This is a genomic window from Micromonospora coxensis (genome assembly GCF_900090295.1).
Classification (GTDB): domain Bacteria; phylum Actinomycetota; class Actinomycetes; order Mycobacteriales; family Micromonosporaceae; genus Micromonospora; species Micromonospora coxensis.
Window position 1 is genome coordinate 5,711,428 of the sequence record NZ_LT607753.1, and the last position, 13,195, is coordinate 5,724,622.

The 13,195-nt window shown below is 72.5% G+C and carries 10 protein-coding genes; 8 read left to right on the top strand and 2 right to left on the bottom strand.

The features are described from left to right. Nucleotides 1-79 precede the first annotated feature (79 nt). The 4 genes from secD (at nt 80) to GA0070614_RS26085 (ending at nt 6,545) form a co-directional block, all read left to right on the top strand. Nucleotides 80-1,993 carry a protein translocase subunit SecD gene (secD, locus tag GA0070614_RS26070; protein WP_172892508.1) on the top strand — a complete coding sequence of 638 codons (1,914 nt, stop codon included), beginning with the start codon at nt 80-82 and terminating at the stop codon, nt 1,991-1,993. A gap of 1 nt (nt 1,994) precedes the next feature. Then, nucleotides 1,995-3,191, top strand: coding sequence for a protein translocase subunit SecF (gene secF, locus GA0070614_RS26075; protein ID WP_088978430.1), 1,197 nt, complete (start codon nt 1,995-1,997; stop codon nt 3,189-3,191). Between the two features lie 99 nt (nt 3,192-3,290). Further along, complete coding sequence (locus GA0070614_RS26080; protein WP_088978431.1) at nt 3,291-3,857, top strand: adenine phosphoribosyltransferase; 567 nt, start codon at nt 3,291-3,293, stop codon at nt 3,855-3,857. Between the two features lie 225 nt (nt 3,858-4,082). Then, nucleotides 4,083-6,545 (top strand): RelA/SpoT family protein, encoded by a 2,463-nt coding sequence (locus GA0070614_RS26085; RefSeq protein WP_088978432.1) that lies wholly within the window; start codon nt 4,083-4,085, stop codon nt 6,543-6,545. A 73-nt stretch (nt 6,546-6,618) separates the two neighbouring features. Here the strand turns inward: GA0070614_RS26085 and GA0070614_RS26090 are convergent, their stop codons facing one another. Next, nucleotides 6,619-7,458: a peptidylprolyl isomerase gene (locus tag GA0070614_RS26090; RefSeq protein ID WP_088978433.1), complete on the bottom strand. Its 840-nt coding sequence runs from the start codon at nt 7,456-7,458 to the stop codon at nt 6,619-6,621. A gap of 58 nt (nt 7,459-7,516) precedes the next feature. Beyond that, the gene (locus GA0070614_RS26095; protein WP_088978434.1) at nt 7,517-8,404 is read right to left on the bottom strand and encodes a peptidylprolyl isomerase; all 888 of its coding nucleotides are present in this window, start codon (nt 8,402-8,404) and stop codon (nt 7,517-7,519) included. Between the two features lie 259 nt (nt 8,405-8,663). Between GA0070614_RS26095 and GA0070614_RS26100 the strand changes: the two genes are divergently transcribed. The 4 genes from GA0070614_RS26100 to GA0070614_RS26115 all read left to right on the top strand — a co-directional run bounded on the left by GA0070614_RS26100 (nt 8,664) and on the right by GA0070614_RS26115 (nt 12,730). Then, nucleotides 8,664-9,377, top strand: coding sequence for an MBL fold metallo-hydrolase (locus tag GA0070614_RS26100; protein ID WP_088978435.1), 714 nt, complete (start codon nt 8,664-8,666; stop codon nt 9,375-9,377). 84 nt (nt 9,378-9,461) lie between these two features. Next, complete coding sequence (gene hisS, locus GA0070614_RS26105; RefSeq protein WP_088978436.1) at nt 9,462-10,784, top strand: histidine--tRNA ligase; 1,323 nt, start codon at nt 9,462-9,464, stop codon at nt 10,782-10,784. A 228-nt stretch (nt 10,785-11,012) separates the two neighbouring features. Further along, on the top strand, nt 11,013-12,104 hold the full coding sequence (locus GA0070614_RS26110; RefSeq protein WP_157745091.1) for a sensor histidine kinase: 1,092 nt from the start codon (nt 11,013-11,015) through the stop codon (nt 12,102-12,104). After that, nucleotides 12,092-12,730 carry a response regulator gene (locus tag GA0070614_RS26115; RefSeq protein WP_269459461.1) on the top strand — a complete coding sequence of 213 codons (639 nt, stop codon included), beginning with the start codon at nt 12,092-12,094 and terminating at the stop codon, nt 12,728-12,730. Before GA0070614_RS26110 ends, GA0070614_RS26115 begins: the two co-directional genes overlap by 13 nt. Nucleotides 12,731-13,195 lie beyond the last annotated feature (465 nt).

Consider the following 13,195-nt stretch of genomic DNA (forward strand, 5'->3'; position numbering starts at 1 on the left):
AGCACGTCGGCCGGGGCCCCCGGTCCGACCTCGCCGCCGCCGCACCGGCGGCGCGACCGTTACAGGGAGACAGACAGCCGTGGCACCACCTCAGGGACAGATGCGCCCCGGACGGCAACTCGCCGTACTCGGGCTCATCTTCGTCGTCCTCTATCTTCTGGTGTTCTTCTCGGGCGGGGCGAGCGGCGGCTGGAAGGACCGGCTGGAGCCCCGGCTCGGCCTGGACCTGATCGGCGGCACCCGGCTCACCCTGGAGGCCACCAACAGCATCGACGGCAAGCCGCCGACCTCGGAGAACCTGGAGGAGGCCCGGCGGATCATCGAGAACCGGGTCAACGCCTACGGTGTGGCCGAGGCCGAGGTGGTCACCGAGGGCGACCGGAACATCGTCGTCTCCCTGCCCGGTCAGAACCGCGAGCTGAACGACGTCGGTAGCGCCGCGGAGCTGCGGTTCCGCAAGGTGCTCAAGGCCACCGACGGCAGCGGCGCGGTGACCGCCCCGGCGGCGACCCCGACCCCGGCGCCGTCCGGCAGCGCCTCCCCGGCCCCGTCCGGCAGCGCGTCGGCCTCGCCGAAGGCGTCCGCGTCGGCCAAGGCCACCGCCTCGCCGAGCGCCGGCGGCCAGGGCGGCGGCGCCCCCGCGCCGAGCGCCAGCGCCAGCCCGTCCGCGTCGGCCTCGCCGAGCGCGCCGGCCGCCTCGCCGAGCGCCAGCGCCGCGCCCGTGTCGCAGAGCGTCGAGGAGCAGCGCAAGGCCGTCGAGCAGAAGGTCGGCGCCGCCGCCTGGGCCGCGGCGAGCGCGCTGCAGGCCCCGGCCGACTTCACCGCCGACCCGTCCCTGGCGGAGAAGCTCAAGCCGTTCGGCACGCTCTCCCCGGCCGAGGTCGCGGTGCTGACGCCGCAGATGCAGTTCAACGTCCCCACCATCACCTGCGCCCAGCTCGACAAGCGTCCGGCGGCGTCGATCAAGGACGAGAAGCAGCAGGCGGTGGCCTGTGAGGGCGGCGCGGCCAAGTACCTGCTCGACGTGGCCAAGGTCGTCGGCACCGACGTCGACGACGCCGACGCGGTGCTCGACCAGACCAGCCAGTGGGTGGTCAGCCTCAACTTCACCGGCACCGGCCAGGACAAGTGGACCGCGCTGACCCGCGAGGCGTTCAACAACGAGGGCGGCGCCTGCGACCAGAGCGCGCTCGGCCAGGACGGCAAGTGCCGGGTGGCGGTCGTGCTGGACAACGAGATCGTCTCCTCGCCGGAGATCCAGGGCGTGCTGACCGGCGACTCGCAGATCACCGGCAGCTTCACCCAGAAGGACGCCGGCGAACTCGCCGGCAACCTGCGCTACGGCGCGCTGCCGGTGACCTTCGTGCCGCAGGAGCAGCAGAACGTCACGGCCACCCTGGGTGAGAGCCACCTGCGGGCCGGTCTGCTGGCCGCCGGCATCGGCATGCTGCTGGTCATCATCTACTCGTTCTTCTACTACCGGCTGCTCGGCTCGGTCATCTTCCTGAGCCTGGTGCTCTCCGCGCTGCTGGTCTTCGGCGCGCTGGTGGTCCTCGGCCGGCAGATCGGCTTCACCCTCACCCTCGCCGGCATCGCCGGCATGATCGTCTCGCTCGGTGTGGCGGCGGACTCCTTCGTCATCTACTTCGAGCGACTCAAGGACGAGATCCGGGAGGGGCGCAGCCCGCGCAGCGCGGTGCCGCGCGCCTGGATCCGGGCCCGCCGGACGATCATCTCGGCGAACGCGATCACCCTGATGTCCGCCGTGGTGCTCTACGTCGTCTCGGTCGGCGCGGTGAAGGGCTTCGCCTTCGCCCTGGGCCTCGCGACGATCCTCGACCTGGTCGTGGTCTTCCTCTTCCGGCACCCGATCATGACGATGTTCGCCCGTACCCGGGCGTTCCTCTCCCCACGGGTCAGCGGTCTCGGCCGGGCCCTGCCGGCGCGGACCGAGCAGGCCAACCCCCGCAACCCGCGTGTCAAGGAGGCCTGAGATGGCTGGAAGTGGTCTCGCGAGCCGGCTCTACCGCGGTGAGGCCGGACTCGACATCGTCGGCCGGCGCAAGCTCTGGTTCGCCGTCGCCGGCCTGCTGGTGCTGGTCTCCGTGCTCAGCTTCACGGTGCTCAAGTTCAGCCTCGGCATCGAGTTCGCCGGCGGCAACTCGTTCCAGGTGCCGGCGAGCGTCGGCACCCTGGAGCAGACCGAGGAGGAGGTCGACAAGGCGCTGGCGGCCACCGGCAGCGGCGCCGAGGTGGTGACCGCCCAGAAGGTCGGCAGCACCAGTGGCGAGTACTACGAGGTGCGCACCTCGCAGCTCAACCAGGAGCAGGCGACCGACGTCAAGAACGAGCTGGCCGGCGCGTTCGGCATCAACGCCGACCAGATCAGCGGCAACCAGGTCAGCGAGGCCTGGGGCGACCAGGTCACCTCCCGGGCCCTGCTCGGCCTGGTCATCTTCGTGCTCGTCGTGGCGGTCTACCTGATCCTGCGCTTCGAGTGGCGGATGGCCGCCGCGGCGATCGCCTCGCTGTTCATGAACCTGATCCTCACCGCCGGCATCTACTCGCTGGTCGGCTTCGAGGTCACCCCGTCGACGGTCATCGGCTTCCTCACCATCCTGGGCTTCGCGCTCTACGACGTGGTGGTGGTCTTCGACAAGGTGCAGGAGAACACCCGGGGCATCACCGCCAACAACAACCAGACGTACGGTGAGGCCGCGAACCTGGCGTTGAACCAGAGCCTGATGCGGTCGCTGAACACCTCGGTGGTCGCCCTGCTCCCGGTCGGCGGTCTGCTCTTCATCGGCGCCGGCCTGCTCGGCGCGGGCACCCTGAAGGACCTGGGTCTGGTGCTCTTCGTCGGTATGGCGGTGGCGTTCCTGACCTCGATCCTGCTGGCCACCCCGCTGCTGGTGCTGCTGAAGAACCAGGAGCCGCGGATCCAGGCCCACAACAAGCGGGTGCTGGCCCGGCGGGGCGCGCTCGCCCGGGGCGAGATCACCCCGAAGGGCGCCCCCCGGCCGGCCGCCGAGGCCGACGCCGAGGCGATCGACCCGGAGGCGGCGGCCCTGGCCGGCAGCGCGCCGAAGGTCGGCGCCCGCCCCGCCGGCAAGCGTGCCGGCGGCGGCGCGCGGGGCGGCCGTCCCAGCGGTGGCGGGGGCAACCGGCCCGGTGGCGCCAAGCGGCGCTGACCGGCCCGGCCGGACCCGGTAGGAGACGAACCGGCGGCGTCCTTCATGCTGTGCGAGCGGCATGGAGGACGCCGTCGTCGCTTGAGAGGGAGCACCACCGTGACGGAGACGCACAGCGCCGGGGTACGGGGAGACAGCGGCCCGGAGGTCGCCCGGCTGGTGGCCAGCCGGGTGCTGGACGTGCCGGACTTCCCGAAGCCCGGCGTCATGTTCAAGGACCTGATGCCGCTCTTCGCCGACGGCGAGGTGTTCCGCGAGGTGATCGACGGGATCGTCGAGTACCACGGGCGTGACTCGTTCGACATCGTGGTGGGCATCGAGGCGCGCGGCTTCGTGATCGCCGCCGCGATCGCGTACGCCACCGGGGTGGGCGTGGTGCCGGTGCGCAAGGCCGGCAAGCTGCCCCGGGCCGCCTACTCCGCGTCGTACGCCCTGGAGTACGGCGAGGCGACCCTGGAGGTGCACCAGGACGCCTTCACCGCCGGGCACCGGGTGCTGGTGGTGGACGACGTGCTGGCCACCGGGGGCACCGCCGAGGCGACCCTGGACCTGGTGGAACGGGCCGGCGGCACGGTCGCCGGGTTCACCGTCCTGCTCGAGTTGGGCTTCCTGGAGGGCCGCAAGAAGCTCGCCGGCCGCCCGGTCCATGCCCTGCTGACCGTTTGACCCGGGCGCCGTCGGAGGGAGCCGGCACGGACCGTCCGGCGGAGCGGCGCGGCACCCACCGTGCGGGTAGCATTGCCCTTTGCTGACGGGGCGGGTCCACCGCCCCTCGGACGCGAGGACCGGCCGGCGCACCCTGCCGGCGCGGAACAACACCGGCCCGGTGGCCGGTTGAAGAAGGCGTCGACCGCACGGTCGACGTGTTCCCGGCGAGCGGTGAGGAGGCCGGTGTCCCACGATGTCGTCCCTCCGGTGGAGGGCACGGTGCACCCGACAGGCGATGCTGACGGCTCGGTGACCGAGCGCAAGGGCACCCCGCCGGCCCGGGTGGCGGGTGACGGCGCGACTCCCGAGGCGGCCGGTCCGGCCGGCGCCGGGACGGTGGCGCTGCCGGCCGACGGCGACCCCTCGCCGAGCGGCGGTTTCGCGCTCTCCAACGCGCCGACCGGCCGCCGGGTGCGCGCCCGGCTGGCCCGGTTCAACGCGCCCTGGCAGAGTTCCCAGGTCAGCGAGGTGCTGGAACCGCTGATCGCCACCCACCGCGAGAACCACCCCAAGGCGGACGCGCGGCTGTTGCAGCGCGCGTTCGACACCGCGGCACGCTGGCACTCCGGGCAGTACCGCAAGTCCGGCGACCCGTACATCACCCACCCGCTGGCGGTGGCCACCATCCTGGCCAACCTCGGGATGGACACCACCACCCTGGTCGCCGCGCTGCTGCACGACACGATCGAGGACACCGAGTACACCCTCGACCAGATGCGCGCCGACTTCGGCCCGGAGGTGACCCTCCTGGTCGACGGTGTGACGAAGCTGGACAAGGTCAAGCTGGGCGACGCGGCCAAGGCCGAGACGATCCGCAAGATGGTCGTCGCGATGGCCAAGGACCCGCGGGTGCTGGTGATCAAGCTGGCCGACCGGCTGCACAACATGCGGACCCTGACCTTCCTGCCCCGCCCGAAGCAGGAGCAGAAGGCGAAGGAGACGCTGGAGATCCTGGCCCCGCTGGCGCACCGGCTGGGTATGAACACCATCAAGTGGGAGCTGGAGGACCTCGCCTTCGGCACCCTGTTCCCCAAGCGGTTCGAGGAGATCAACCGGCTGATCGGGGAGCACCAGCCGCAGCGCGAGGCGCTGCTGCGCCAGGTCACCCAGAAGGTGTCGACCGACCTGAAGGCCGCCAAGATCAAGGCGGAGACGACCGGGCGGCCGAAGCACCTCTACTCGATCTACCAGAAGATGATCGTGCGGGGTCGCGACTTCAACGACATCTACGACCTGGTCGGGGTGCGGATCCTGGTCGACACGGTGCGTGACTGCTACGCGGCGCTGGGCGTCATCCACGCCAACTGGCAGCCGGTGCCGGGGCGGTTCAAGGACTACATCGCCATGCCCAAGTTCAACATGTACCAGTCGTTGCACACGACGGTCATCGGGCCCACCGGCAAGCCGGTGGAGATGCAGATCCGCACGTACGCCATGCACCGCACCGCCGAGTTCGGCATCGCCGCGCACTGGAAGTACAAGGAGCACAAGGGCACCCAGATCGTCGGCCCGCCGGCGCACATCGACGAGATGACCTGGCTGCGCCAGCTGCTGGACTGGCAGCGGGAGGCGGCGGACCCGAGCGAGTTCCTGGACGCGCTGCGCTTCGACCTGTCCAGCCAGGAGGTGTACGTCTTCACCCCCAAGGGTGACGTCATCCCGCTGCCCACCGGGTCGACGCCGGTGGACTTCGCGTACGCGGTGCACACCGAGGTGGGGCACAAGTGCATCGGCGCGCGGGTCAACGGCAAGCTGGTGCCGCTGGAGTCGACGCTGTCCAACGGCGACGTGATCGAGATCTTCACCTCGAAGTCCGACACGGCCGGCCCGACGCAGGACTGGTTGGGCTTCGTCAAGAGCCCGCGCGCCCGTACCAAGATCCGCCAGTACTTCAACAAGGAGCGGCGCGAGGAGGCGATCGAGGCCGGCAAGGACGCGATCGTCAAGGCGATGCGCAAGCAGGGCATGCCGTTGCAGCGGATGCTCACCTCGGACGCGCTGATGGCGATCGCCCGGGACCTGCACCTGGCCGACGTCGCCTCGCTCTACGCGGCGGTCGGTGACAGCCAGGTCTCCGCCCAGTCCGTGGTGCAGAAGCTGATGGCCACGTACGGCGGCGAGGAGGGCGCGGCGGAGGACATCGCCGAGACCGCCGTCGCCACCCGTCCGCCGCGCAGCCGGGCCAGCAGCCACGACCCCGGTGTGGTGGTCCGCGGCGTCAGCGACGTCTGGATCAAGCTGGCCCGCTGCTGCACCCCGGTGCCGCCGGACGCGGTCTTCGGGTTCGTCACCCGCTCCGGCGGGGTGAGCGTGCACCGCGACGACTGCGCCAACGCCGAGGACCTGAAGGCGCAGAGCGAGCGGGTGGTCGAGGTGAGCTGGAAGCTCACCTCCGCCTCGACGTTCCTGGTCGCCATCCAGGTGGAGGCGTTGGACCGGCACAAGCTGCTCGCCGACGTCACCCGGGTGCTCTCCGACGAGCGGGTCAACATCCTCTCCGCCACCGTCACCACCACCCGGGACCGGGTCGCGGTGAGTCGGTTCAGCTTCGAGATGGCCGACCCGAAGCACCTCGGCCATCTGCTGGCCGCGGTCCGCAAGGTCGACGGCGTCTTCGACGCCTACCGGGTCACCTCGGGGGCCTGACCGGCCGCCCGACAGGGGCAGGACGAGAAAGCGCCCGCCGGCTCCAGCCGGCGGGCGCTTCGTCGTACGGGGATCAGCTCTGGATCTCGCTCATGGTCAGCTTGGTGATGACGACCTCCTTCTTGGGGTGGCCGCCGCCGGCCTGCTGCGCGAAGGCCTTGTCGTCGCCGGCCGCCGCTACCTGCTTGACCAGGTCCATGCCGCCGGTGATGGTGCCCACGACGGTGTAGTTCGGGTCGAGCTGCGAGTCGCCGTAGACGATGAAGAACTGGCTGCCCGTGCTGCCCGGCTGACCCGAGTTGGCCATCGCGATGACGCCCTCCGGGTACGCGGGGCGCTTGTCGGTGGGCAGGTTCTCCTCGGCGAGGTTGTAGCTCGGGCCGCCGGTGCCGTCGGTCTCGCGCCAGCCCTTGCCGGTGGCGCTCGGGTCGCCGCACTGCAGGACCTTGATGCCCTCGGTCACCAGCCGGTGGCACTTGGTGTTGTCGAAGAAGCCCTTGCTGGCCAGGTGGGTGAAGCTGCCGGCGGTGCAGGGGACCGCCGACCGGTCGAGCTTGGCGGTGATCGGGCCCAGGTTGGTGTCGATCGTCATGGTCTGGGTGCCCTTGTTGGCCTGCTGGTTGGTCGGCAGGCCGACGTCCTTGATCTGCTTGGACCGGGCGTCGGCGGGCACCTCGTTGTACACGCACTGGGAGAAGCCCGCGGCGGTGGTGGTGCCGCCCTGCTCGTCGTCGTCACCGCCGAGGGTGGTGGCCAGCCAGACGGAGCCGGCGACCACGAGCACCAGGACCGCGGCGGCCCCGACGATGGCCTGCGTCTGCCGGCGCTTGCGGGCCCTGGCCGCGCGCTCGGCCATCTCCCGCTCGAGTCGGGCCCGCGCCGCCGCGCGCTGCCGCTCTCTCGTGGACGTCACGGTGACTCCTCCTGGACTATCTGCGCGGTCGCTGCCGCGTACGGGTGGTCTGTCCGGTTCAGCCGGCGCTGGGGCTGGCCGACGGGGCGCCGGAGGCCGGGCCCGTCGGAGCCGGGGCGGCCTGGGTCGTCGGCTCGCCGACGGTGAGCTTCTGCAGCACCACGTCGGTCTTGGGCTTGACCTTGGCCCCGGTCCCATTGTCCACGGTCGGGAGCGCGCCGATCTTCTCGATCACGTCGAGCCCGCCGGTGATCCGCCCGATGACCGGGTACGTCGGCTTTGCCGGGTTGAAGTCCTTGAAGAAGATCAGGAACTGGCTGCCGTTGGCGCCCGGCGGGTTGGCGATCATGGCGACCGTGCCCTTCGGGTACGCCGGCGCCTGGCCCGGCGCGGGGCTGGCCGACGGGCTCGGCTCGGACGCCGCCGGGACGTTCTCGTCGTAGAAGGAGTACGACGGGCCGCCCAGGCCCGTGCCGCTCGGGTCGCCGCAGCGCAGCGCGCCCTCGGTGGTGATCTCGTGGCACTTGGTGTTGTCGTAGAACGACTGGCCCGCGAGGTGGGCGATGCTGGCCGCGGCGCAGGGCGCGCCGGCGAGGTCCAGCTCGGCGGTGACCGGGCCGCCCTGACCGAGGTTGATCGTCATGGGTCGGGTGCCGGTGGTGGGCAGGCCGGTGGTGGCCGGGGTGCCCACGTCACGGAGGTTGGTGTTCGCGGCGGCGTCCTGCGGGGTCCAGAGGCAGACGTCCTGGGCGGTGTTCTTTGCCGGGTCCCGGTCGAACGCGCCGAGGCCCCACGCCGCACCGACCACGATCAGCGCCAGCACGACCGCGGCGCCCACACCGGCCTGGATCTGCCGGCGGCGACGCGCGCTCGCGGCCCGGCGGGCCAACTGCCGGTCGAGCTTGGCGCGCGCCAGTTTGCGCTGCCGGTCCCTGCTGGAAGCCACCCGTGCTCCCCTTCCTCTACCCTGGTCGTCACCGGCGCCTCGCGGCCCCTCGGCCGCCGTGGGGCGGGTGCGCCACGCCACACGCCCGCCAGAGTGTACGGGTAGCCGCTGGGAAAGTGGTGTACGAGGTCCGGACCGGTTTATCAAAGCGCGTCACTGTGGCCGGTGGGGTCGACGCGACGGGTGGGCCGGGAATATCGGATCGCCGCGGCGACTAGGCTGGCCGTGGGTACGACGACTCGACGGAAGGGGAGCCACCGTGCTCGTGGCCGGCTTTCCCGCGGACGCCTTCGGCACCAACTGCTACGTGGTGGCGACCGCGCCGGGGGAGCAGTGCGTGGTGGTCGACCCCGGCATCGGGGTGCTCGACCGGCTCGACGCCGTGCTCGCCGAGCACCGCCTGCACCCGGCCGCCGTGCTGCTCACCCACGGCCACCTCGACCACACCTTCTCCGTCGCGCCGGTCTGCGGCGCCCGGGGCATCCCCGCGTACGTCCACCCGGACGACCGGGAGCTGCTCGCCGACCCGGCCAAGGGGCTCTCGGCGGACCTCGCCCAGCTCTTCGGTGGCCGGCTGCCGTACACCGAGCCGGACGACGTGGCCGAGCTGACCGACGGCGCGACCCTGGCGCTGGCCGGGTTGGAGATCACCGTCGACCACGCCCCGGGCCATACCGGCGGGTCGGTGCTGTTCCGGATGCCCGGCGCCGGCTCGCCCTGGGAGGCGGAGCAGATCTGTCTCTCCGGCGACGTCCTGTTCGCCGGCTCGATCGGCCGCACCGACCTGCCGGGCGGCAGCATGCCCCGGATGCTGTCCAGCCTGCGGGAGAAGGTCCTCCCGCTGGCCGACGACACCGTCGTCCTGCCCGGCCACGGCCCCGCGACCACCATCGGCCGCGAGCGCGCCACCAACCCGTACCTCGTCGAGGTGGCGGGGACCGCGCGCCCGGCCGCGCCCACCCGCGGCCTGTAGCCGCCGCGACCCACGACCTGCCCGCGCGCGTCCGCGCGCACGGAGACTCTGCCGCGCAGCGCGCGGCCGCCAAGGGAGTACGCCATGAGCAAGCCCACGCCCATCTCCGGCTTCCCGGAGTGGACGCCCGCGCAGCGGATGATCGAGCAGTTCGTCCTCGACCGGATCCGCGCCACCTTCGAGCTGTACGGCTTCGCGCCGCTGGAGACCCGTTCCGTCGAGCCCCTGGACCAGCTGCTGCGCAAGGGGGAGACCTCCAAGGAGGTCTACGTGCTGCGCCGGTTGCAGGCCGACACCGACGGCCCGGCCGGTGACGACTCGCTCGGCCTGCACTTCGACCTGACCGTGCCGTTCGCCCGGTACGTGCTGGAGAACGCCGGAAAGTTGCAGTTCCCGTTCCGCCGCTACCAGATCCAGAAGGTGTGGCGGGGCGAGCGCCCGCAGGAGGGGCGCTACCGGGAGTTCCTCCAGGCCGACATCGACATCGTCGACCGGGACACCCTGCCGGCGCACTACGAGGCGGAGATGCCGCTGGTGATCGGCGACGCGCTGCGGTCGCTGCCGATCCCGCCGGTGCGCATCCAGGTCAACAACCGCAAGATCTGCGAGGGCTTCTACCGGGGCGTCGGGATCACCGACCCGGAGGCGGCGCTGCGCGCGGTCGACAAGCTCGACAAGATCGGCCCGGCCAAGGTCGCCGAACTGCTCGCCGAGACCGCCGGGGCGAGCGAGGCGCAGGCCAAGGCCGCCCTGGCGCTGGCCGAGATCTCCGCGCCGGACGCCTCCTTCGCCGACGCGGTGCGCGCCCTCGGGGTGAGCGACCCGCTGCTCGACGAGGGCGTCGAGGAGTTGACCGCGGTGGTGGAGACCGCCGCCGCGCACTCCCCGGGCCTCTGCGTCGCCGACCTGCGCATCGCCCGGGGGCTGGACTACTACACCGGCACCGTCTACGAGACGCAGCTGCTCGGCTACGAGCGCTTCGGCTCGATCTGCTCCGGCGGCCGGTACGACAACCTGGCCAGCGCCGGCGCGGTCCGCTTCCCGGGCGTCGGCATCTCGATCGGGGTGACCCGCCTGCTCGGCCTGCTCTTCGGGGCGAACGCGCTGTCGGTCTCGCGCAGCGTGCCGACCTGCGTGCTGGTCGCGGTCACCGCCGAGGAGGAACGCCCGGCGAGCAACCGGGTGGCCGAGGCGCTGCGTTCCCGGGGCATCCCCACCGAGGTGTCGCCGAGCGCGGCGAAGTTCGGCAAGCAGATCCGTTACGCCGAGCGACGGGGTATCCCGTACGTGTGGTTCCCCGGCGTCGAGGGCGACGAGGTGAAGGACATCCGCTCCGGCGAGCAGGTGGCCGCCGCGGCGGGGGAGTGGACGCCGCCCCGGGAGGACCTGAAGCCGCTGGTCAGCTGAACCATCGTTCGGTCGGGCCTGACCAGCCGTCAACCGGCGGAGCGGTTGGTCGGCCCGGCCACCCGTCGGCCAGGGATGACCGAAAGGTGATCACGGGATCGACGTACAGTGATGGCGGTCGTTGATCCACGTGCCAGAATGACCATCGTGTCATGGGTCGGTCACTGTCCGCTCTCGGTAGCTCATCTGGGCGGCGAGAGACGCGCCGACCGGCTCATGGTGATCCTGTTGGCACTGCACCGCGTCGGGTGCTTCGTCCCCGCCCTGGCGAGCGGTGCCCAGGGCCTCTACCACGACCGGCCGACCGAGCTGCTGCTGCTCGTCGTGGTGCTGGCGTGGAACGTGCTGCTGTTCCGCACCGCCTGCCGGTGGGGCTGGTTCCCCACGCCGATGGTCCACGTCGACCTCGCCCTCGCGGTGCTGGTGCTGGTGCTGGTCGCCGGCAGCCTGTCGACCGGCGGGGTGCTGTCCAACTGGGGCAACGGGGCGACCCAGGCCGCCGCGTCGCTCGCCGCCGCGGCGATCGTCCGGCCGTTGGCCGTCGTGGCCGTCGTCGCGGGGCTCGTCGTCGTCCGTACGGCCGTGGGCCTCGAGTTCGCCACCGACCCGTCGATGGTGGAGCTGCTGTACGCCGCCAACGGCATCGCCTGCTTCGCGTTGGCCGCCGGCTTCGGCATCCGCTACCTGCGGCGCGAGGGCCGTCACCTGGACCGGGTCAACGCCCAGCGGCTGGCGGCCGAGGCGGAGCGGGCCGCCGACCACGCCCGGTACGTCACCCGGATGGCCCACCACCGTGCCCTGCACGACACCGTGCTGACCACGCTGACGCTTATCGCGCGCGGCGGCGTGGACCACCGCGCGGCGCCGGTGCGGCAGCGGTGCGCCCGGGACGCCGACTACATCCGGGGCCTGCTCGCCGACCGGGGCGACGCCGGCTTCGGCACCCTCGGCGCGGCGCTGCGGGAGGTGGTGGGCGCGGTGTCGCTGCTCGGCCTGCGGGTGTGCTTCCGCGGTGACCTGATCCCGCCGGAGCTGCCGCCCCCGGTGGTGGACGCGCTGCGCGACGCGGTGCGGGAGGCGCTGAACAACGTGGTCAAGCACGCCGGTGTCGACGAGGCCTGGCTGACGGCGACCCACGAGGGGGGTGTGCTGCGGGTGACGGTGGTCGACCGGGGCCGCGGCTTCGAGGTGCGGACGGTGCCGCCCGGCTTCGGCTTCCGCCACTCGGTCGTCGACCGGGTCGCCGAGGTCGGCGGTCGGGTGCGCGTCTCCAGCGAGCCGGGCGCCGGCACCTGCGTGGAGCTGTCGTGGCCGCGGTGATCCGGGTGGCCGCGGTCGACGACGACCGGATGCTCCTCGACGGTCTCGCCAACTGGGTGGCCGGCGTGCCCGACCTGCGCCTCGTCGGCACCGGCGCCACGGTCGGCGAGCTGCTGCGGCAGGTGGTCGTACCGGTCGACGTGGTGCTGCTGGATCTGGTGCTGCGCGACCGCAGCGACGCGGCGGAGAACGTCCGCCGGCTCACCGCGCTCGGGTGCCGGGTGCTGGTGCTCAGCGTCTGGGCGCAGCCCGACCAGGTGGTCGCCACCTTCGCGGCGGGCGCCGGCGGGTACGTCACCAAGGACCACGACCTGGCGGCGCTCGCCGTGGCGATCCGCCAGGTGCACGCCGGGCAGCCGGTCTTCTCGACCGAGCTGGCCTTCGCCTGTTTGCGGGACACCCGCCCGGTGCGCCCCCAGCTCTCGCCCCGCGAGCGGGCCGTGCTGCTCGCCTACGCCTCCGGCATGACGCTCAAGCAGGCGGCCCGGCACCTGGGGATCAGGCCGGAGACCGCCCGGACCTACCTCGACCGGGTCAAGGCCAAGTACCACGACCTGGGCCGGCCCACCCGGACCAAGCTCGACCTGGCCGAGCGGGTCCGGGAGGACCAGCTGGAGGCCGGCTGACCGTCGGTCCGACCCCGCCCGCCGTGCGGCCCGGTGGGGACGGCGACCGGGGGCGGGGGCCGGCGGGACGGCACCCGGCACGGCCCCTGCTCCGCGGCGGCCGGCCGTGCCGGTCGCGCCGTGGCCCGGGCGCTGCGCCCGGTGGGGTTCCGGCCGGAGGTCGGCACGACGTCGATCCGCGTGGCCCGTTCCGGGCCGGTGTCGCGCCCCCTCCGCGGTGCGGCGTGCGGCCGTCGCCGAGGCCCGCACGCCGGCCGGGCGCGCCCGTGTCGCCGACCCCGACTGGCAGTCGGTCAACGTCGACGGGCTCTACTTCCGGTACGTCGTCACCACCTGTCCAGATGCCGGACGCCGGGCGCCGTCCCGGCGAGTCGCGCGTGCCGTGCCGGCACCCCGCCGAGGTCCGTGGACGCCGTCGTCGCCGCAGCTCGACGCGGTGCTGTCCCCCGCGACGGGGACACCCCG